Raw genomic sequence first — 20,735 nt, forward strand, 5'->3', positions numbered from 1 at the left:
ATAAAACTCTGGGATTAGTTGTTTGCAAAGCTACCTTACCTTGTGGCCCTGCAAAGCTCAAGTATTTTCATTATTGATGTGATAAGTTGGCATGACTTATCTGTTCATACATGGTCACTTCAAGATAAAAAGTAGCAGCATTGACTGCGTTTGAAATGCCCACTTATCTATCTGGGTTCACTTTATATCCTTTCTAATCAAGTCAATCATAGCACTGTTGCTCGCGTCCATACTGAGCAACAGCGTCTATATGATAAATACCATTAGCGTTCGGTACTTATAATCCTACTATGACTATGGAACTTGCTGATTGATTTCCACGTTGACCTGATTTTGTTCTGCGCTGATAACCACGGGATTGCCCGAGAGGTCGCCTGACTCTGCGGTAGCATTGCCACTATGACTGATACGAGCGATGACCGCTAGCTGTACTTTATCAGAACGAGCCGATCCTAAGGTACGCTCTGGCATCATAGCATCAAGATCACTTAGGCTAATAACAGCTTCGCCCTGTTTGATATTGCTAATCGGTAGACGCTTAGCCGCAAATGGTGGACCACCTTTCACGTCACGTATTGCCACGAATAGCGTATCGTCAGCTTTTACCAATGGTAACAGACTAGCATTTATTTTCACGGTCACTTCGACGCCTTCAGAGGCTTGCTGCTGCTGCATAATCACATTAGCGCTAAGCTCATCTAGACTTGATAGCGCTTGCGTATGATCACCCGGTTTGGCAGCGATACTGTCACGCAGACGTTTAATCCAGCCTTGCGCTTGATCGAAGTTACTAGCACGTGCTTCACCCATCGCCATAAGCATCTGTGCGCCCTCATGCTCTGGGTTTGTGGCCAGTATGTTTTCTAACACACGGCGGCTATTGGCATCTAACTGACCTTTATTAGCAAAGAAACTGATCTGTGCATAAGTGGTCGCAATTTCTTCGTTGTCAGGTGATAGACGATAAGCGCGCGACAAAGCCTCTAATGCCGAATCAGTCGCCTCTAATGACAAGAACAGCTCCGATAGGCGCATCCAGCGATTGTAGTCACTGGCATGACGATAGACGTTAGTCTGCATGGCACTAATCAGCTGATTGCCATCTTCAATTGCCCAAGCAGGTGGCTGATCGATTCTACCTGTCAGTAAGTCATCCGCCACTTGACCGACTTTGTCTTCAGCAGCCCACAGCTCAAAGACAGGTGTACGATCACCGACCATCAGATATGCCAGAGCAGTTAATACAGGTACCCAAACCATAATAATCAATCGGCTTTTGATACCTGGCGTGACCATCGGTGACACTTCACGCTGAGCATCCAAAAGCTGACGTTCAAGCTCAAGCTTCTGGTTTTGATAGTGATGGTCATCAATGATACCACTGTCTTTGTCTGTTTTCAGCTCTGCTAGCCGCTCACGAAACACAGCAACGTTGATATCCAGCAGTTGATTATCCACAGGCTTACTATGCGAACGCGGTGCTCTTAACCACGGCTTAATGGTGATAACACCCAATAGTAGAGCGACAAGTAAACTCAGCGCAATAAATAAGCCAACAGTAGAAAATATGGTCATTTTTTGCCCCCAAGGCTTGTAGTGTCGTCTTTGTCATCGTTATTGGCTCGTGACAATAAGCGATCAAGTTCTGCTTTTTCAGCGGCAGACAACGCTTTAACGTGGTTATCTACTGCAACACCACTCTCGCCGCTGGCGACAAGCTGACGGCGTTTACTTTGCCAAAACCAGCCGACCAATAAAACGATCAATAATAACGGTGGGAAAAACCATAGAATCCATGTTGAAGGACGTACTGGCGGCTTATAACTGATAAAGTCGCCATAACGCTCTTGCATATAGGCTCGAATCTCGCCATCACTACGACCATCTTTTATCAAATCATAGGTTTTTTGCTTTAAGTCTTGCGCAATTGGTGCATCAGACCCTGCCAAGTTTTGGTTTTGGCATTTTGGGCAGCGTAGCTCTTCGATGAGACCGCGGTACTGGGCTTCTTGTTGCACAGAATCAAAATCGTAGACATCAATGGCAGCAAAGCTTGCCATACTCAATAAACAAGCGATAAACAAGCTTGCTAACTTTATGGTCACATTTCTTATTTGGTAGGCTATCATTTGCACGCCTCCGCAACTTGGCTAGGATCTGGACTGACACCATTATTACTAGCGTCATTGAGTACCATTAAGCAAGGCGTAATACGACTTTGCCAATTGCTCTCATTGATCTCACCGATGATATGCTGACGAATAATCCCATCACCATCGACGATAAAAGTCTCAGGCGCACCAGTCAGACCCAAATCTAGAGCAAACTGCCCTGACAAGTCCTGAATAGACATAGAGAACGGGTCGCCACCGCGATTCAGATACCCTAACGCATCACCAATATCATCTTTGTAGTTTACGCCCACCAAGTTAACACCGCGCTCTTCTAGCTTCATTAGAAAAGGATGCTCAATGATACAAGTTGGACACCAAGAGCCCCAGATATTCATTAGAAATGGCTTATCTGGCAAGTTGTCATTGGTCATAATACGACTGGTATCTGATAATAACGGCAACTCAAAGGCAGGTACTGGACGCTCAAGCGCTGTATTGGTCACGATATCAGTCGGTTTGCCCAAACGCATATAGAGCATGGCGACCAAACCAATAAAGATAACCAGCGGAATCAAAAACCCAATTTTTAGTTTTTTCTTAGTTTTTACTTTATGGCTGCTTGAAACTTTAGGGTCGTTGACAGATTCTTGCTGAGCTTTTTTATCAGGTTCATTGTTTGAGGTAGTCATATTAACGCTCCCCTATCTTTGTAGCCGACGTATCCAAATCCGCAACCGTCGCAAAGCCTGATTTTTTGGCTGCGATTTGCGCAGGTGTTTTGGTTTTTTTGATACGGTAACGACTGTCTAGCATACTGAGCAATGCGCCAAACGCCATGATAAGTGCACCCAACCATATCCAGCGGATCAGCGGTTTGACATAGATACGGAAAGCCCATTCATTGCTATCTTCAGCAATCGGCTCACCAAGTGCTACATAGACATCGCGCATCAGATTGGCATCAATCGCAGCTTCTGTCATCGGCATCATACTGATAATATAGTTACGCTTTTCAGGATATAACGTGGTCACTTCTTGACCGTCTTTACTGACTGTTACTTCTGCTTGCGTAGCGTCAAAGTTACTGCCTTTCACTTCACTAAAGCCTTTTACCGTGAAGTCATAGCCTTGCACATTGACACTGTCATTAGGCCCTAATGCCACATCGCGCTCAATGCTCAACGTACTGGTAAATGCCACACCGATCACTGCAATGATGACACCAATATGAGCGGTCTGTTGACCCCAATAGCTCAGACGCAACTGACGTAAACCGTTTAAGCGACTTGGTGCGTTTTTGGTCTTGTCTTTGAAATCGACAACCATCCATAACAACACCCAAAAGCTAACCGCCAATGTGACACCGATATTTAGCATCGCTGATGGACTGGCAAAATAGGTGATAATGGCGGCCAATACCAAACTGCTCACCGCAATGACCATGCCAGCACCCAATAATGGGCGGCTGTCTTGTTTCCAGCGGATATTAGAGCCCATACCCATCGCTACCAGTAGTAGCCAGGTTAATGGCACAAATAGCGCGTTGAAGTACGGAGGACCAACAGAAACCTGACCCAGATTAAATGAATCAGCGATTATGGGATACAACGTCCCTAGCAATACGACCAAGGTCGAAATCAAAATGATAACGTTGTTAATCACTAAGAAGGACTCGCGCGAAACCAGTCGATACTGGCTCTCAACTGTTAGACGCCACCCGCGTACCGCAAACATCAACAGACCACCACCAATAATTACTCCAAGAATGGCTAGAATAACCAAACCACGAGTTGGATCTGCGGCAAATGAATGCACTGACGTGATGACACCTGAACGGACAAGGAATGTACCTAATAAACTGAGCGCAAAGGCGAAGATCGCTAGCATGATTGTCCATGCCTTGAATACGCCGCGCTTTTCAGTCACTGCAAGCGAGTGTAGTAACGCCGTACCTGCTAACCATGGCATTAATGAGGCGTTCTCTACTGGATCCCAGAACCACCAACCGCCCCAGCCAAGCTCATAATAAGCCCACCATGAGCCAAGCGCGATACCGACTGTTAAGAACCCCCAAGCAGCCAATGCCCATGGACGTGACCAGCGTGTCCATACCGCATCCAAACGCCCTTCCCACAGTGCTGCCATACAAAACGCAAATGGCACAACCATACCCACGTAACCCATATAAAGCATCGGTGGGTGAATAATCAGACCAAAATCTTGCAATACAGGGTTTAGATCCGCACCATCAACAGGCAGATTGGGTAATGTGCGATCAAATGGTGATGAGGTAAAGATAAGCATCGCTAGCATCATCATCTGCACGCCTGCCAATATCACCAGCACTCGCGCACGCATAGACAACGGCAACCCACGGCTGAAGTAAGAGACCAGCGCACACCAAGTGGCCATGATGGTCATCCAAAGCAGCAGCGAGCCTTCATGCCCGCCCCATGTCGCCGACAGCTTGTAGTACCAAGGCAGCAATGTATTGGAATGCTGAGTGACGTAGACGAGACTAAAATCGTTGTAATAAAAGCCTGCCATCAGCGCAGCAAATGAGGTAATCATTGCCGCAAATTGTGCCCATGCCAGACTTGGCGCCAAACGCTGCCAAGCGACGTGGTCACGCATGACGCCAATGGTTGGTAGTACCACCTGCAAAATCGCCAATATAAAAGCGGCCAGCAAGGCAAAATAACCCAATTCTGTGATTAACATACGGTCTAACCTTGTTTACCTTGGATACAATTAAGGGTTCACCGATGGCATTGCTAGCCACTGGCAAACGCTAATAGTCCTTTATGCGGTCATAGTTTACGGTTAAAAACTGAGGTTTCAATTGCTGTAGAAGCACATAAAACCCGCTACTATCATTGTGACGTATCAATATGAATGATTGATACAAAATGCTTATCTGTTGTTAATTTTTACATTTTTTAGTTATTCAAAGCTTATTCGATACAGCCGTTCATGACCAATTAAAAATACTTATTGATGCATTACTGCATCGAGGGGAAAAATACCAACACTAAATGCAACCAACCTGCTAGAAAACCAGTCAAACCGCCCAAAACAATCAACGTCATCTCATCCTCGCGGAAAGCTGGACGCAATAGATTCTGAAACTCATTTGGCGTGAGCGCACGTATTCTATCGCGAAACAGACCAAATATCTTACTGGCTCGGCTTTCATTTAGCTCAGGATCTCGCAGTGGCACCATCGTTGCGACAATAGACTTGTCGATAATGGTATTTTTAAGTTGGCCATAATCGCGGCGTCCCAATCCCACACGTAATGTCGTGCTAATCACTGGTGACTCTAGCACCGTATATAGATGCGATTTCATCAAATCACGGGTTTGTGCTGAGCGATCACCATACATCATTTCATTCATGATGTTCTCTAGAGTGACCAAATCCTTTACCACAATTTCAGCAAAAACCTCGGAAACTTCCTCTTGGCGCTTCATGAAGCCGCCTTGTAAGCGATACTTTGCGATATGCGGTATGACGGGTTTGATAAATGGAAAGCGACTCTGCACCGAAAACAGCTTCAAATAAGGTATAAAGTGTGGCTCTACTGGGTTAAACACCATCCAAATGGCGATCCAATTGGTGAGAAAACCCCAAATTGCGGCAAAGAACGGTACGGTCCAATGCTGCGGCACCACCAAAAATATGAACATCTGGATAATACCAAATACCAGACCAATCAACGCACTGATGTGCCAGATAAAATCGATCTCTTTTTGCCCCACCTTTAGAAACATATTGACCATCAGGCGACGATCGTTTTCCATGGTATTGACAATCATTTTGCGCATATCGACCAGGTCTTCGACATGATAAGTCAAATCTGTCACAAGCGACTGCATAATACTAGGTAGCTCTTTATGGGCTTGCGCATAGACACGGCGCTTTAGGGCGTAAGGTAGATTGCCCCACAATGCTGGCGAGTGATCTAGCATAATCTCATCAATCAATGGCTCAAGGTTTTTGTCCACCGTATCAGTGACAAATATCGCCATTTGCTCAGGTTCCATCGCCTTAAAAAACTCATCAAGCGACCCGAGTTTTGAGAGCGTCTGGTCAACGATAACCCCTGATATCTTGCCCGCTTTGCGCGGAACAATACCTTGCCAACCGATACCTGGCAGCCCAAAAAATGGGAAGTTAGGAATACGAATACCCCAAAACTTGACTGGATAGAACAGCATCTTGAGCGCCATCCACACATGTACCCAAGTGACGAATGCCGTCACTGGTGGGATGGTCAGCATGGCAAAGAACTCTGGGTGTTCAGCTATCGTCTGCCATAATGAATTTACGTCCATGACTTATCTAGTCCCTGACAGGTTGATTGTCGTTGCTAATACTGTCGCTACTGATAACGAGGCTTTAGCAAAATGAGAACGTTTCAAAAGACGCTCCGCCCATAATAACTACTATAAAATAAATCGCCTGATTTTAGCATACTTGCCATTTATTAGCACATATAGACCAGCGGCAAGTTGTGACTAAAGATGACATGGTTCATATCGTCTGCTACCCAACGAAAACCTAAATACAAGCAAGTTCTTGGTCAATAGATAATCAAGACAAAATATATGACTGAGTACTGCGCCTGCTCATTTGTTCTGTTATAATTTGTAGTGCAATAACAAAGACTACCTGCGTATAAATGACTGCATGACGATTTCACCCCACACCCTTCTATGTGATTGAAACCATTTGCATTATCTTTTAGACTCACCGCACTTTGGTTAACCAACCTGCCCTCTTATTTTTCTTTTATTGACTCACTGACCGTTTGGGCTCTGATCTTCTATGAATAAACCGATAACTCCCAATACCGAACAGGTCAACAGCACCTTTACCAATCGTATTATCATCTTTGGGATTATAATATTGATTGGTTTGGGCGGTTTGATAACACGTTATGGGTATTTGCAAGTCTACGCTCATGATCAGTACACAACGCAAGCCGATAACAACCGTATCAAACTGATATCTGCGCCACCTAGTCGTGGGTATATTTATGATCGTAACGGAGTAATACTGGCAGACAACCAGCCAGTCTTTACAGCGATGCTCAGCCCTGATGAGGTCGAAAATCCTGAGCGCACGTTGCATCTACTCGCGCCGATTTTTGATTTAACCGATACAGATATTACTGATATCTTGGCGCGTCTAAGTAAAAATAAAAACGACCCTGTGACGATTAAGATTGATTTAACAGAAGCACAGTTGGCTCAATTTAGTGAACGTAAGCCATTCTTCCGCGGGGTATCTATCCAAAGCAAGCTTACGCGCTCTTATCCTTATGATGAGCTGTTTGCTCATGTCATCGGCTATGTTGGGCGTATCAATGACAAAGAGTCAAAGCGCATTGATAAAGACCGTTACGCTGGTACTGACCTAATTGGTAAGATTGGTATCGAAGACTACTATGAAGATATTTTGCTTGGGCAACCGGGTTATCAATCGGTAGAAACAGACGCACATGGCAATATTTTGCGTCAACTGGATACCAAGCCGCCAATAGCGGGCAACGATATTACATTGAGCTTGGATTATGGTTTGCAAACCATCGCCCAGCAGCAACTTGATGGACGCCGCGGTGCAATCGTCGCGATAGACCCAAAAAACGGTGACGTCTTGGCATTTGTGAGTAATCCAAGCTATGACCCCAATCCTTTTATATCGGGTATTTCTTTCCAAGACTATGATGATCTGCGTGAAGATTTGGATCAGCCATTGTATAACCGTGCACTTCAAGGTACCTACCCACCTGGCTCTACTATCAAGCCATTTGAGGGTCTAGGCGGTATTCATTATGGTCTACGCGATTGGAACAGCACCATTTATGACCCTGGTTATTTTAGCTTACCTGGAGACAGCCATCGATTCCGCGACTGGAAACGTGGCGGTCATGGTACGGTAGATCTAAAAAAATCTATCGCGATGTCGGTCGATACTTATTATTATAAGTTGGCTTATGAGATGGGCATTCAACGTCTGCATGACTGGATGGTACGCTTTGGTTTTGGTGAGGATACTGGTATTGATTTGCCTAATGAAAAATCAGGCATCATGCCATCACCAAAATGGAAAAAAGACACTTACGATAAAGATTGGCTACCGGGCGAAACGATCTCGGTCAGTATTGGACAAGGGTATTTCTTGGCAACACCATTACAGATTGCCAATGCTACGGCCATGACTGCCAGTAAAGGGCAGCACATTACTCCGCATTTATTAAAGAGCAGTGACGGCGCTGCGGACGTCAAAATCATCACTAAGCCAGATGGTAAAATCGACTATAACGGTAAGCCGTCTGACTGGTTGCGTATGCATGATGCGATGGAAAGCGTGGTAGAAAACGGTACAGGACGTGGCATCTATACCCCGCGCTATCGTATCGCTGGTAAAACAGGTACTGCACAGGTGAAATCTATCGCGCAGGGCAAACGCTATGACAAGTCGGCGATTGATAAGCGTCACTGGGATCATGCTTGGTTTAATGGTTTTGCCCCAGTAGAAGACCCGCAGATTGCCCTTGCGGTACTGGTCGAAAATGGCGGCGGTGGTAGTGCTGTTGCAGCGCCTATTGGCCGTGCTCTATTTGATTACTGGGTATTACAACGCAAGACAGATCCTGTACTACCACCTTCTGCTGATGAGCTAAAAGTTATTAAACGCCAAAAGGCTTTTGAAAAAGCCATGCGTGATGCCATTCGCGATAAAGAAGCAAAAGCATTGGAAGAAAAAGAAGCCGCGGAAGCCGAAGCGGCAGCAGCGACGTCTGAGTAGTTAATAGTATAAAAAGCAAAACCTAGTGAAATAAAACTTAGTAAAGCAAAACCTAGCAAAGAATTGGTAAGCGAGACACGATAATGAAAAAAGCCTTAAATGGACGCGCACCAAAGAATAACCGTAAGGCGAAAAGTGCGGCAGCGGGTGATGTGCGCATTATCGGTGGTCAGTTTAAGCGCCGTATTGTAAGTTTCATCGATGCAGATGGCCTGCGCCCGACCCCAGATCGCTTGCGGGAGACTTTATTTAACTGGCTACTCGCTGACATTCATGATGCCCATGTACTTGATAGCTGTGCTGGTAGTGGCGTACTAGGGTTTGAAGCGCTATCTCGCGGTGCAGCTCACACGACATTTATCGAAATCAATCCAGCACAAAGTAACATGCTACGTCAGAGCGCTGAGCAATTACGTCTTGAGTTTACTGCTTATCAAATTATCACTGGCACTGCTGAGCAAGTATTACGTCAAGAGCAGCTGACTGCGCGCCCCTTCGACATTGTATTTATCGATCCGCCTTATGCTCAGGATTTATGGCAGCCTATTTTGACTGCGCTTATTACCAATACCTTAATCAATACTGAAACACTAATTTATTTAGAAGCTGATAAAGATTTGTCAGCACAGCTTAAGCAATTGGAAGCGTCGCTAAATGAGAATTTGGACTCTAAATCAAGCGCCACTCAGCAACCAATCGCTTTTGAATGTCTGAAACAAACCAAAGTCGGACAAGTTGTTGCTGGACTTTATCGTCTATCATCGTCATAATTGTCGGGTTAATGAAAGCCGTTAACGTATTTTACAAATGTTTAGAACCGCTAAAAACTGGCCGACGCTGCAGTTTAATGTATATAAGGCGAAAATAAACCCCAATGCAGCTTGCAAGCGTAGGCGCTACTGCTTATAATGTGCAGTCTGTTTTTTGAGAGCCCCGTTCCCAGCTAAACTCTCAACGAATTCTAATTTTAAGGTTTTATCATGAAAACACTTAGTGCAAAACCAGCTGAAGTGACCCATGACTGGTATGTCGTAGATGCTGACGGCAAAACCCTTGGTCGCTTAGCCACTCAAATCGCAACTCGCTTACGTGGCAAGCACAAGCCTTCTTTTACTCCGCACGTTGATACTGGTGACTTTATTGTTGTCATCAATGCTGACAAAATCACGGTAACGGGTAAAAAAGCACAAGACAAAAAGTACTATCGTCACAGTGGCTACCCAGGTGGTATTAAAGAAACCAACTTCAATAAGTTGCTTGCACATAAGCCTGAAGATGTTCTACACAAAGCAGTTAAGGGTATGCTTCCAAAGGGCCCTCTTGGCTATGCGATGATCAAGAAGCTGAAACTTTATGCGGGTACTGATCATCCACATACTGCACAGCAACCTAAAGAACTAGACATCTAAGGATATACTTATGGAACGCAATTACGGAACTGGTCGCCGCAAGACGTCTACTGCTCGTGTATTTTTATCAAAAGGTACTGGTAGTATCGTTGTTAACGGCAAGCCACTTGACGAATACTTCAGCCGTGAAACTTCACGCATGGTTGTACGTCAGCCATTAGAACTACTAGACTCTGCTAACGCATATGACTTATATGTAACTGTTGCAGGCGGTGGTATTAGTGGTCAAGCTGGCGCAATCCGCCACGGCATCACACGTGCATTAATCGAAGCTGACGAAACTTTGAAGCCTGCCCTAAAAGCAGCTGGTTTTGTTACTCGTGATTCACGTCAAGTTGAACGTAAGAAACTGGGTCTACGTAAAGCACGTAAACGTCCACAGTTCTCAAAACGTTAATCAAAACTATCTCTTATATTTTTGCTGCTGTTGTCTTTTTCTCAGAGCTTCAGTAGCAAAGTTAAATAAGAGTCTGGTTTTGCAAAACCTTATAAGCTGGTCACAGCTTATAAGGTTTTTTTATGCCTACTGATAGCGTGTTGTTTATCTGATTGTCTTCATCAAACCAGCTTTGTTTTACGGCAATAACTAACATGAGTGCCTTGTTTCGACACTACAAAGTAGAGCGTCTGTAGAAATTCTAACTTGCAAAGCGTTTAATGCTACCCCATCATATCAGTAACTTTTTATTATTAGCCATGATGCCTCAAACCGTGCCGCAGAAGGATATTATGAAAGCGCCAGAACAATTCGACCCTAGCAAGCCATCTGCCAATAGCAGCGTGCCGCCTAGCATGAAACAGTCGGCTAAGTCGCCTGCGATACCGGCTGGCACACCGACGATTACCCAAAATCATAAGCGTACAGCACAAGCAGATAACAAGCCATTTCAGTGGCAGTTCTTATCACCAAAGAATTGGGGCATTTGGCTGTTATTTTTGATAATGCTACCCATGATATATCTGCCGTTACGTTGGCAGTTTTGGCTAGGTCGTAAGCTTGGTATATTGATTTATAAAGCTGCTGGCTCACGTAGACGCGATACATTAATCAACCTGAAGTTGGCTTTTCCAGAGAAGCCCGAAGCTGAACGTGAATTAATGGCCAAGCAAGTCTTTGTCAATCAAGGCATTGGCGTGTTTGAAACGTTATGCGCTTGGTTCCGGCCCAATATATTTACTAGAACTGTTTCCATTTCAGGGTTACAGCATATTGTTAATGCGCAAAATGAGCAGCGGCCAGTTATCCTGCTCGGTGCGCATTATACGATGCTAGATTTGGGTGGCCTATTATGTGCGCAGTTTTTCCCTGTAGATTGTATGTATCGTACGCAAAATAATCCTTTATTAGACTGGTTTATTTATAATGGTCGTACCAATATATTTGGCAAGCAAATCTCTAGTCGTGATATGCGAAGCTTAGTCACCTCTATCAAAGCAGGACACGTCATTTGGTATTCTCCTGACCAAGACTATGGTCTTAAGCAAGGTGTCATGGCGCCATTTTTCGGTGTACCAGCCGCAACCATTACTGCATCGCGTCGCATGGCAAAACTGGGTAGCAAAGCACAGCCGCCAGCTGTTATGGCATTGCATACTTATCGGCAAACGCCTGACAACTTGCCGCGCGGTAAACGCCCCCATTATCATTTAACGATTACACCAGAATTAGACAATTATCCGAGTAAAGATGAAGTCGCTGATGCCACTCGGGTCAATGAAGTCTTAGAAGGACTCATTCGTATTGATCCTACCCAGTGGATGTGGTTCCATCGCCGCTTCAAACATGGCCCAAACGGTCGTACCGATATCTATAAGTAAGCCTTTATTCCCAAAAAACACTGGTGAAGTTTGCTATACTTTGCGGCTAATATTTTGCATTTTAGCTATGCACTGATAATAATTTGATAAACAAAATAACGGATTTTCCATGAGCAATAATAGTACTCCTGACAATCAAGCTTCTGATACTTCAACTGAAGCCAAGCGCATCCTGACTGGCATCAAACCAACTGGCATTCCACACTTGGGTAACTATGTTGGTGCGATTCGTCCAGCGATTGAGTCTATTCAAAACAGTGATCATGAAGCGTTTTTCTTTTTAGCAGACTACCATGGCATCATTGGTTGTTATGACCCTGCTATCATTCATGAGTCGACTAGAGCCATTGCTGCTACGTGGATTGCTTGTGGTCTAGACCCTGAGCGTGTTACGTTCTACCGTCAGTCAGACGTGCCTGAAATTCCAGAACTTGCTTGGATTTTGAACTGCTCATGTGCCAAAGGTTTGATGAACCGCGCCCATGCCTACAAAGCAGCCGTTGATATCAATACAGAAAAAGCCGATGTCGATCCTGATCAAGGTGTCACCATGGGTCTATTCGGTTATCCCGTGCTAATGGCGGCTGATATTTTGATGTTTAATGCGACCCACGTGCCTGTTGGTCGTGACCAAGTGCAGCATATCGAGATGGCGCGTGATATCGCAGGTACTTTTAATCATCGTTATAAGTCGCTTTTCACGCTACCGTCCGCAGTCGTTGATAACGATATACCGCTGCTTACTGGGCTTGATGGCCGCAAGATGAGTAAGAGCTATAGCAATACGATTCCCCTATTCGGTGAGCCAAATCCACAAGTTAGTCCTGAAAAACAAATGCATAAAGCTATCATGAAAATTGTGACTAACTCACAGCTACCTGATGAGCCAAAAGATCCTGATGATTCAGCTATCTTTGAGATTTATAAAGCATTTGCCACCGCTGAAGAGATTGCTGATATGCGTGCGCGTTATGCCGCTGGTATTGGTTGGGGTGACGCTAAGCAAGCCCTATTTGATAAGATTAATAACGAAATCGCGCCATTCCGTGCACGTTACGAAGAGCTGATGGCCAATCCAAAAGAGCTAGAAGAAATCTTGCAGATGGGTGCGGATAAAGCCCGTCGCCATAGTCGTAAGCAACTAGACAAAGCTCGCCGTGCTATCGGCATCCGTCCGCTTGCTAAGCTTAAATAATCGTTGCTGGAATAGTCGTTTCACTGACGCAATTTATTATCAAAGCGGGTGCTAAACGTGCAAACTGAACCAAACACTAAACAGGCGGCTTTGTCTAAAGCCGCCTTATCTGCTATGGCTGATTCAATCTCTGAGCCTATAGAGAATCAGAGCGAGCTTGATGAGTCAATCAACCATGATATGTCGCTACGTATCTATCAAACGCCTGTGCAGCATTTGCCAGAAGATCTATATGTACCGCCGCAAGCCTTTGCTATTTGGTTAGAGCAATTTGCTGGTCCATTGGATTTTCTGTTGTATTTGGTCAAAAAGAACAACGTCGACTTGACCCAAATGCCCATTCTGCCCATCACTGAGCAGTACTTAGCTTATATCGGTGAATTGGATACCGAGCACTTTGAGCTAGCGGGTGATTATCTGCTTATGGCATCAACGCTCATCGCTATCAAAACCGAACTGCTATTGCCTGCCCCTGATACCCCAACCGACGAGCGTGACCCAAAAGCAGAACTGATCGAACGCCTCGAAGAATACGCGCAAATCAAAGTGGTCAGTCAGCGCTTAGACAATCTAGTACGTTTAGAGCGCGATGTTTTTTTGGCAATGGTCAGTATGCCTGGTCAAGACGTTATGAATGCGGAGCTGCCAAGCTACTCACCTAACTTACTAATTGATAGCTTATTTAAAATGCAGCTACAGCCCGACTATCAAATGCATACGATCAAAGTTGATGCAGTACCCCTTGCCGATCGTATTGCCAGTATTAGTAGGCAATTAAGTACAGATGGGGCGCGCTCCTTTTATGAGCTACTGGATAAAACACAAGGCAAGATAGGCGTGGTTGTAAGTTTCATCGCTGTACTTGAGCTTATAAAGCGGCAGTTGGTTGGTGTGGTTAACATTGAGACAGATAGCGACATCTTCAACTCTGTTTCCAACGACGAACCGTCTGATATGGATAGTGAGCCTACCGCACTTACGTTACAGTGGTTAGTCTAGTAAGCTCTAAAATTGTCTCCTAGCCCATTCTCTATCAAAATCACAATATTGAAATAAGAGCGTAATTTAGATGGTAGATATTGAAGACCCAAAGCAACATGACGAGAACCAAGAACTAACAACTATGACTACATCTCCACCAGCTGACGCGCAGCATGATTCTTTGGAAGAGATGAGTAAACGTATCGAGGTGCTGTTGCATGCATCAGAGGCACCGCTGACCGCTCACGCATTAAAGAAACATTTGTCATTATCTACTAAAGAATTAAAGCAGACTTTGGAAGTGCTGCAACAACGCTTAGATACAGGTGTGCTTAGGCTACATGAGACCGCCAGCGGTTATCGTTTACAGATATCTGATGACTACAGCAGTCTAATCCAGCGTACTTTTCCGCAGCGTCAGGAACGCCTGAGCCAAGCTTTACTTGAAACCCTAAGTGTCATTGCATACAAGCAACCTGTGACACGCAGTGATATCGAGCATGTGCGCGGAGTGACATTATCGAGCAATATACTGCGCCAGTTATTTGATAAAGGATGGATTGTAGAGAAAGGCTTTAAAGATACGCTAGGTCGTCCTGCGTTGCTGCATACTACTGCGCAGTTTTTAGATGCGTTTGGATTAAGCCATCTAGATGAATTACCACCTATGCCAGATATGGAAACCATACGATCCATGTCTTAAACTTTCTGCTGAACAAACTATAGTTACTCACATAAAAAAGGACAGACCGCATAGGATCTGTCCTTTTTATTACGTTGATAATTTTGAACTGATATCAAACTTAGCAACACATCATTTAATTACTGATTAATCACATCAACACCCTTTGGCGGTGTAAATTTAAACTGACTGCTACCAATACTTGGGTTCATCTTAATACCGCTAAATTTAATAGAGGTTGTTTGACCCAAGGTGTCATTCAATACCATCATGACAGGTTTGCCACCACTAAAGCTTATTGAAAGACTTTTGAAACTTGCACTGTCTGACTTAGGATAGAGTACATAGTAGTTTTTGTTGTCATATGGCTGAGTGATTTTGAAGTTTTGATCAATCTTGCTTGGATCACCTGACAGTAGCAAAGCTGGCGTATTACCTACTTGGCTGTCGACATCCTGCTTAGTCGCTTGCTCTAAATCCTTGTCATAAACCCACATAGAATTACCATTAGCAACGATTAACTGCTCTGATGGTGACTTGGTTTCCCAGCGGAAGTTATTTGGACGTTGGACACTCATAGAGCCTTTAAACGTACCACTACTCGCGCCTTTAGTCGTTTGACTAAAATTAGCCGTCATACTCTTGGTATTGGTCAGCAATTTGTTCAAACGTTTAGCAGCTGTTAGGTTATCAGCAGGAGCTGCGGTAGCCGTTTGAGTCAATGCCATCATTGGCGCTGCGATACCTAGCGATGTCATTAGTACACCTGCTAAAGCACCACTCATCAATTTTTGTTTGGTTGATTTTTTCGTAGATAAGTTCATCATAAATCCTCTCTAAAAAAGCATAATCGCTTTAAAGTTGTTGCTAAAAATAAAATGCTCTATTGAAATTTTTGTATTTCTATAAATACTGATTTTACCAGGCTAAAACTGGTAACCATCAGCAATGGCAACAGTGTGCCAGTTTTTTTATTACGCGCCTAGTCATGATTTGCAATCTTTACTACGGCTGCCATACACGCTTGTAACCAATGCAGTTACACGGTAAAAGTTTGCATTTAGAACTCTTAGCTACAGTAATTATGCTAATAATGGCTTTAAAAATATCGCTTAGAAGAATTATTATTGATTTATATTACCCTATAAACGTAAAAAGCCCCTACTACCATAAGGCAGTAAGGGCTTTTTTAATTATCTGATCATTCTATTCAAAGAATAAAACGATATAAATAGATAATTATGCGTTTTCAACCGTAACATAACGACGGTTAAATTTACCTTTGGTCGCAAACTTTACAACACCGTCATTCAGTGCAAATAAAGTATGGTCACGACCCATGCCAACGCCTTCGCCTGCGTGGAATTCTGTACCACGTTGACGAACGATGATGTTACCAGCTGTGATAGCTTGGCCACCAAAGATTTTTACGCCTAGCATTTTTGGGTTTGAATCACGACCGTTACGGCTCGAACCGGCAGCTTTTTTATGTGCCATGAGAAAATCTCCTTGTTAATTTGACTTATCGCTGATGCGATAACTCTTAAGCATTTAGTGCGCTATTTAGCAATAATTGCTAAATGGATAATTAGGCATTAATCGCTTTGATTTTTAACAAGGTATACCATTGGCGGTGACCTTGTTCTTTGTGATAATGCTTACGACGGTTGTGCTTGATGATACGGATTTTTTCGCCGCGACCATGCTCAACAACTTCAACTTCTACGCTAGCGCCGTCAACAACAGGCTGACCGATTTTGACGTTATCGCCGTCAACAACCATCAACACGTCTTCAAATTTGATTGTTTCGCCTTTTTCTGCTTTTAGTAGTTCAACTTTAAGCAATTCATCGACGACTACACGGTGCTGTTTACCACCAGTTTTGATTACTGCGTACATTGTATGACTCCGTTTAACCCGTGTGCCGTGGCTGATGTTATACCAACGCTTTTACGACGAACACGACAGGGAAAAATTAAAGGCAAGATTTTACGGCTTTTTGCTCATAAAAGCAAGCCGCGCCTCTTGTTTTTGCAAGGTGGTTACACTAATGACCATCTCTCATTTAGCTATAACGGCTGCTCATCAAAGAAAGTCAATAAATGACAATACGAATATAAACATGAGAAATAGTAATGATAAGTGATAGATTAAGCCCAACAGCGGCCATTATAACTTATGCAATCAGTTACTTACAGCCTTTTATGAATCATTTATGTGACCAATAAGCTTAAAACGCGCTAGAAAATATATCTGTACAACATAAGACATTTCTTATCGTTTTTATTCTATTCAATAGGCATAGTAAGCCCTGTATATCATATGCTTGACCTACTTGTGCTATATACTTTAACCAACAATTTAAGCAGATAGCTATGCTATCATAAGAGAAATAATACCTTACCTATAGATAGATAAAGTCAAGGTTATACCAACTCTCTTTACTCTTATTAATATGACTATTTATTATGACTATTACCTCTTTAAGTAACACCGATTCCATTCCGCAATCAACCCCTAGCTATGCTGATATTCAAAGTATCGTGGCCAATGATTTTGAGGTGATGGACAAGCAAGTATTTGGTAGTCTCAACTCAAAAGTACAGCTCGTTATGAGCGTCTCTCAGCATGTGATCAATGCTGGTGGTAAGCGTATGCGCCCGCTGATTACGCTATTGTGTGCCCGTATGTTCGATGACAATCCATCAGAAAAAGCGATGCACCTAGCAGCTATCACGGAAATGCTACATACCGCTACTCTAGTCCATGACGATGTGATCGACGAATCAGGACAGCGCCGTGGTAAGCCGACGGCAAACGCTACATGGGACAATGCCACTGCCGTGTTGGTCGGTGACTATCTGATTGCTCGTGCCTTTAATCTCTTGGTTGGTTTTCAGAGCTTGCCATTATTACAAGTATTCTCCGACGGGACTTGTGATATTGCTGAAGGCGAGGTGTTACAGCTACAACATCAGCATAACCCTGCCGCAACAGAAGAAGACTACTTACGCATTATCGATGGCAAAACCTCTCGCCTGTTTATGATGGCGACTCAAGGCGCTGCTATTTTGCAAGACAAAATAGAATATATGGCCGCATTAGGCGACTTTGGACAGCACTTTGGTAATGCGTTTCAAATTATCGATGATGTGCTCGATTATAGTGGCGATAGCGACGTAATGGGCAAAAACCTAGGCGACGACCTTGCTGAAGGTAAACCTACCCTGCCAACCATCAAAGCACTCGAACTACTAAAAGACAGTGACAACGAAGGTTATGAGCAGCTACGAATCGCTGTGCAAACGGGTAAAACACCAAATGCTGAGCAACTGATTGAGTTAGTACGTAGCTCAGGCTCATTAGATTATTGTAAGCGACGCGCGTTGGAAGAAACCAAACTGGCGCAAGATGCACTGAGCACACTACCTGATAACCGTTATCGTACAGGCTTATATCAATTGACTGAACTCGCTAGCGCCCGATTAGTATAATTAAAGCTGAGTCGTCTTTATTATTAACTAATTAAGACGACTCTTTTTTTGACAGAATTCTTTAGCATGGCTTTTTAGCAAACTTCTTCAGCAATTGATAAATAAAAGCCCATGAATTGAAAACTACCTTCTCAAAAACTAGCGTGTCAGCCAAATCGTTACCTTTCTTTAAGTTTCATACATTCTTGCAGTACTATAATCGTATAAGGCTTTTTGGCAGTCGGTCAAAGTTTGATGACATTTGTTAGAGACATACTGATAGTTATTTTCTATGACTGTAATTAGGGGTTGCTAAAATTGTCATTTTGTTGACAAAGTCGATTTTCTATCGTTTAAAAACCTTATTTACTATAGGGTTTTAGATTTATAACAAAAGTTTACAATATATTTTGATACTAGGTTGTGCATGGTTCTATTAGCTGTTAATAGAGACGACGCTTACTATGACGGTAATCTATTAATTCGTAAACTGTAATATTACCGCTTTTCGATCCAGCTCGTATTGCAAACTACTTGACTGTGGGGTTACCCCAATAGTTTATAATGACTCATTAAATTTATTAATCCATTCTGTGGTTTGCTTAAACAATGAATGCTAAGTAATCCTTTCGATACTTAATCCATATCGATGTCAGATTTTCTATTAGTCATATTTCGCTAACAGAATAATCTGAAATTGGAGTAAGTAGCGCTAGCTTAGGCTATTTACTCTTTTCATTTAACATTAGCAAAACCCTTATATTCAGTACGCCAAACTTATTGATCGATTTTTATACTGTCACTATTTATATATATTGCCGAGGACATTGATGAAGCACTCTTATCTTGCGCTTGTAATAGCATCTGTACTATCTGGAGCTGTACTGGTTGGCTGTGACAACAACGAGGACGCCGCTGGTGAGCAAGCCGCACAGCAGCAAATGCCGCCTGCGGTTGTCAACGTTCAGACAGTCACTCTCGATACCGTCCCTCAAGTACAAACTTTCTCTGGTCGTACTGCAGCTTATCAAACTGCTGACGTCCGCCCACAGGTCAACGGTGTGATTGACGAAGTACTATTTCGTGAAGGAAGTAACGTCAAAAAAGGTCAGCCACTGTATCGCATCAACACTGACAACTATGCCTCATCTGTAACGAGTGGCCAAGCCGCCGTACAGCAGTCACAGGCTAACTATCAAACTGCTGTGGCAAACAATGCCAATGCAAAAGCTGAGCTGGTCAGCCGTCAAGCGTCATTAGCACAAGCGCAAAATGACTTACAACGTCTGCAGGGTCTGGTCAGTATCGATGCCATCTCAAAGCAGCAGTACGATCAAGCACAAACAGCCGTGCGTACAGCACAAGCAGCAGTACAAAGTGCCGCTGCCGCTGTCGGTCAAACTCAAGCAGGTATTGAGAGTGCAAAAGCAGGCATTCAGACCGCAAAAGCAGGTTTGGAAGCCAGTACCTTAGATCTAAACCGTACAATCGTACGCGCACCGCTTACCGGTCGTACTGATCGCTCTAGCGTCACTGCTGGTACTCTGGTCAGTGCTGGTCAAGCAGATCCGTTGGTGACTATTTCACGCTTAGACCCTATCTACGTTGATATCAGCCAGTCTTCTTCTGAATTGCTAAAGCTTCGTCAGCAGATCGCAGATGGTACTGCTCAGCCGGGTATGAACTCAGTTGAATTGGTCCTAGAAGATGGTTCTGTTTACCCAGTACGCGGTAAGCTTGCATTGTCAGAAGCCAAAGTTGACGAGTCAACAGGCGCTGTCACCTTGCGTGCTATTTTTCCAAACAGCAATAATATCCTGCTACCAGGTATGTATGTCTCGGCACGTTTGACGCAGAGCGTTATTACCAACGCGGCTCTTGTCCCGCAAAGTGCGGTCACTCGTACGCCTAAGAGTGAGACACAAGTCTATATCGTTGACGAAAATAATAAAATCCAAGTACGTCCGGTCACCATTAATGGTACTTACGATGGACAATGGGTCGTCACTGAAGGCTTGAAAGCGGGTGACAAAGTGGTTGTGATTGGCGGTGCTAAGGTCAAGCCTGACCAAGAGGTGGTCGTTAAACCGTTAGAAAGCGCAAATCCAGCACCAGCTGCTGCAAAGAATGCGCCTAATACCAAAACGCCGCAGCAAGCCGCAAAAACGATGGATAAAAAGCCAGCTGGCGATGAGACTTCTACCAAAAAACCAACAGAAGCCGCTGCCAACTAATTCCATTCAAGA

General features: G+C 43.9%; 18 protein-coding genes. 10 read left to right on the forward strand and 8 right to left on the reverse strand.

Annotated elements, in window-relative coordinates:
• Positions 1-294: 294 nt before the first annotated feature.
• The 5 genes from ccmI to ACQKC9_RS03025 form a co-directional block, all read right to left on the reverse strand.
• Positions 295-1,575, reverse strand: coding sequence for a c-type cytochrome biogenesis protein CcmI (gene ccmI, locus ACQKC9_RS03005; RefSeq protein WP_427620431.1), 1,281 nt, complete (start codon positions 1,573-1,575; stop codon positions 295-297).
• Positions 1,572-2,129: a cytochrome c-type biogenesis protein gene (locus ACQKC9_RS03010; protein ID WP_414559743.1), complete on the reverse strand. Its 558-nt coding sequence runs from the start codon at positions 2,127-2,129 to the stop codon at positions 1,572-1,574. Before ACQKC9_RS03010 ends, ccmI begins: the two co-directional genes overlap by 4 nt.
• Positions 2,126-2,803, reverse strand: coding sequence for a DsbE family thiol:disulfide interchange protein (locus ACQKC9_RS03015; RefSeq protein ID WP_427620432.1), 678 nt, complete (start codon positions 2,801-2,803; stop codon positions 2,126-2,128). The genes ACQKC9_RS03010 and ACQKC9_RS03015 overlap by 4 nt, the downstream gene beginning before the upstream one ends.
• A 1-nt stretch (position 2,804) precedes the next feature.
• Positions 2,805-4,835 carry a heme lyase CcmF/NrfE family subunit gene (locus tag ACQKC9_RS03020; protein ID WP_427620433.1) on the reverse strand — a complete coding sequence of 677 codons (2,031 nt, stop codon included), beginning with the start codon at positions 4,833-4,835 and terminating at the stop codon, positions 2,805-2,807.
• Between the two features lie 281 nt (positions 4,836-5,116).
• Positions 5,117-6,451, reverse strand: a complete 1,335-nt coding sequence (locus ACQKC9_RS03025) for a hypothetical protein (protein WP_102093742.1) — start codon at positions 6,449-6,451, stop codon at positions 5,117-5,119.
• 493 nt (positions 6,452-6,944) lie between these two features.
• Here ACQKC9_RS03025 and mrdA point away from each other — a divergent pair, with 493 nt between their 5' ends.
• The 8 genes from mrdA to scpB all read left to right on the forward strand — a co-directional run bounded on the left by mrdA (position 6,945) and on the right by scpB (position 15,036).
• Positions 6,945-8,930, forward strand: a complete 1,986-nt coding sequence (gene mrdA / locus ACQKC9_RS03030) for a penicillin-binding protein 2 (RefSeq protein ID WP_427620434.1) — start codon at positions 6,945-6,947, stop codon at positions 8,928-8,930.
• 83 nt (positions 8,931-9,013) lie between these two features.
• Positions 9,014-9,700, forward strand: a complete 687-nt coding sequence (rsmD, locus tag ACQKC9_RS03035) for a 16S rRNA (guanine(966)-N(2))-methyltransferase RsmD (protein ID WP_427620435.1) — start codon at positions 9,014-9,016, stop codon at positions 9,698-9,700.
• Positions 9,701-9,910: 210 nt separating this feature from the next.
• Complete coding sequence (gene rplM / locus ACQKC9_RS03040) at positions 9,911-10,339, forward strand: 50S ribosomal protein L13 (RefSeq protein ID WP_057761004.1); 429 nt, start codon at positions 9,911-9,913, stop codon at positions 10,337-10,339.
• A gap of 10 nt (positions 10,340-10,349) precedes the next feature.
• Entirely contained in the window at positions 10,350-10,736 is a 387-nt protein-coding gene (gene rpsI / locus ACQKC9_RS03045; protein WP_021813618.1) for a 30S ribosomal protein S9, read from the forward strand.
• Positions 10,737-11,068: 332 nt separating this feature from the next.
• Complete coding sequence (locus tag ACQKC9_RS03050) at positions 11,069-12,157, forward strand: lipid A biosynthesis acyltransferase (protein WP_165597005.1); 1,089 nt, start codon at positions 11,069-11,071, stop codon at positions 12,155-12,157.
• Between the two features lie 109 nt (positions 12,158-12,266).
• Positions 12,267-13,352, forward strand: coding sequence for a tryptophan--tRNA ligase (locus tag ACQKC9_RS03055; RefSeq protein ID WP_427620436.1), 1,086 nt, complete (start codon positions 12,267-12,269; stop codon positions 13,350-13,352).
• Positions 13,353-13,532: 180 nt separating this feature from the next.
• Entirely contained in the window at positions 13,533-14,351 is an 819-nt protein-coding gene (locus ACQKC9_RS03060) for a segregation and condensation protein A (RefSeq protein WP_427620465.1), read from the forward strand.
• Positions 14,352-14,475: 124 nt separating this feature from the next.
• Entirely contained in the window at positions 14,476-15,036 is a 561-nt protein-coding gene (scpB, locus tag ACQKC9_RS03065) for an SMC-Scp complex subunit ScpB (protein WP_427620437.1), read from the forward strand.
• Between the two features lie 119 nt (positions 15,037-15,155).
• Here the strand turns inward: scpB and lolA are convergent, their stop codons facing one another.
• The 3 genes from lolA to rplU form a co-directional block, all read right to left on the reverse strand.
• Positions 15,156-15,839 carry an outer membrane lipoprotein chaperone LolA gene (lolA, locus tag ACQKC9_RS03070; RefSeq protein ID WP_427620466.1) on the reverse strand — a complete coding sequence of 228 codons (684 nt, stop codon included), beginning with the start codon at positions 15,837-15,839 and terminating at the stop codon, positions 15,156-15,158.
• Between the two features lie 415 nt (positions 15,840-16,254).
• Positions 16,255-16,512, reverse strand: coding sequence for a 50S ribosomal protein L27 (rpmA, locus tag ACQKC9_RS03075; protein ID WP_021813611.1), 258 nt, complete (start codon positions 16,510-16,512; stop codon positions 16,255-16,257).
• A gap of 91 nt (positions 16,513-16,603) precedes the next feature.
• On the reverse strand, positions 16,604-16,915 hold the full coding sequence (gene rplU, locus ACQKC9_RS03080) for a 50S ribosomal protein L21 (RefSeq protein ID WP_057761012.1): 312 nt from the start codon (positions 16,913-16,915) through the stop codon (positions 16,604-16,606).
• A gap of 569 nt (positions 16,916-17,484) precedes the next feature.
• On the opposite strand from rplU, the gene ACQKC9_RS03085 reads away from it, so the two are divergent.
• Positions 17,485-18,510, forward strand: coding sequence for a polyprenyl synthetase family protein (locus ACQKC9_RS03085; RefSeq protein WP_427620438.1), 1,026 nt, complete (start codon positions 17,485-17,487; stop codon positions 18,508-18,510).
• 809 nt (positions 18,511-19,319) lie between these two features.
• Complete coding sequence (locus ACQKC9_RS03090; RefSeq protein WP_427620439.1) at positions 19,320-20,723, forward strand: efflux RND transporter periplasmic adaptor subunit; 1,404 nt, start codon at positions 19,320-19,322, stop codon at positions 20,721-20,723.
• Positions 20,724-20,735 lie beyond the last annotated feature (12 nt).

The organism is Psychrobacter sp. NPDC078409 (assembly GCF_050268505.1).
GTDB lineage: Bacteria > Pseudomonadota > Gammaproteobacteria > Pseudomonadales > Moraxellaceae > Psychrobacter.

Excerpts from the sequence above, each read along its gene's own strand:
- rpsI (WP_021813618.1), top strand. The coding sequence starts at position 10,350 with ATGGAACGCAATTACGGAACTGGTCGCCGCAAGACGTCTACTGCTCGT.
- ACQKC9_RS03055 (WP_427620436.1), top strand. The coding sequence starts at position 12,267 with ATGAGCAATAATAGTACTCCTGACAATCAAGCTTCTGATACTTCAACT.
- ACQKC9_RS03020 (WP_427620433.1), bottom strand. The coding sequence starts at position 4,835 with ATGTTAATCACAGAATTGGGTTATTTTGCCTTGCTGGCCGCTTTTATA.
- ACQKC9_RS03010 (WP_414559743.1), bottom strand. The coding sequence starts at position 2,129 with ATGATAGCCTACCAAATAAGAAATGTGACCATAAAGTTAGCAAGCTTG.
- lolA (WP_427620466.1), bottom strand. The coding sequence starts at position 15,839 with ATGAACTTATCTACGAAAAAATCAACCAAACAAAAATTGATGAGTGGT.
- rpmA (WP_021813611.1), bottom strand. The coding sequence starts at position 16,512 with ATGGCACATAAAAAAGCTGCCGGTTCGAGCCGTAACGGTCGTGATTCA.
- scpB (WP_427620437.1), top strand. The coding sequence starts at position 14,476 with ATGACTACATCTCCACCAGCTGACGCGCAGCATGATTCTTTGGAAGAG.
- ACQKC9_RS03060 (WP_427620465.1), top strand. The coding sequence starts at position 13,533 with ATGTCGCTACGTATCTATCAAACGCCTGTGCAGCATTTGCCAGAAGAT.
- ACQKC9_RS03050 (WP_165597005.1), top strand. The coding sequence starts at position 11,069 with ATGAAAGCGCCAGAACAATTCGACCCTAGCAAGCCATCTGCCAATAGC.
- rsmD (WP_427620435.1), top strand. The coding sequence starts at position 9,014 with ATGAAAAAAGCCTTAAATGGACGCGCACCAAAGAATAACCGTAAGGCG.
- rplM (WP_057761004.1), top strand. The coding sequence starts at position 9,911 with ATGAAAACACTTAGTGCAAAACCAGCTGAAGTGACCCATGACTGGTAT.
- mrdA (WP_427620434.1), top strand. The coding sequence starts at position 6,945 with ATGAATAAACCGATAACTCCCAATACCGAACAGGTCAACAGCACCTTT.
- rplU (WP_057761012.1), bottom strand. The coding sequence starts at position 16,915 with ATGTACGCAGTAATCAAAACTGGTGGTAAACAGCACCGTGTAGTCGTC.
- ACQKC9_RS03090 (WP_427620439.1), top strand. The coding sequence starts at position 19,320 with ATGAAGCACTCTTATCTTGCGCTTGTAATAGCATCTGTACTATCTGGA.
- ACQKC9_RS03015 (WP_427620432.1), bottom strand. The coding sequence starts at position 2,803 with ATGACTACCTCAAACAATGAACCTGATAAAAAAGCTCAGCAAGAATCT.
- ACQKC9_RS03025 (WP_102093742.1), bottom strand. The coding sequence starts at position 6,451 with ATGGACGTAAATTCATTATGGCAGACGATAGCTGAACACCCAGAGTTC.
- ACQKC9_RS03085 (WP_427620438.1), top strand. The coding sequence starts at position 17,485 with ATGACTATTACCTCTTTAAGTAACACCGATTCCATTCCGCAATCAACC.
- ccmI (WP_427620431.1), bottom strand. The coding sequence starts at position 1,575 with ATGACCATATTTTCTACTGTTGGCTTATTTATTGCGCTGAGTTTACTT.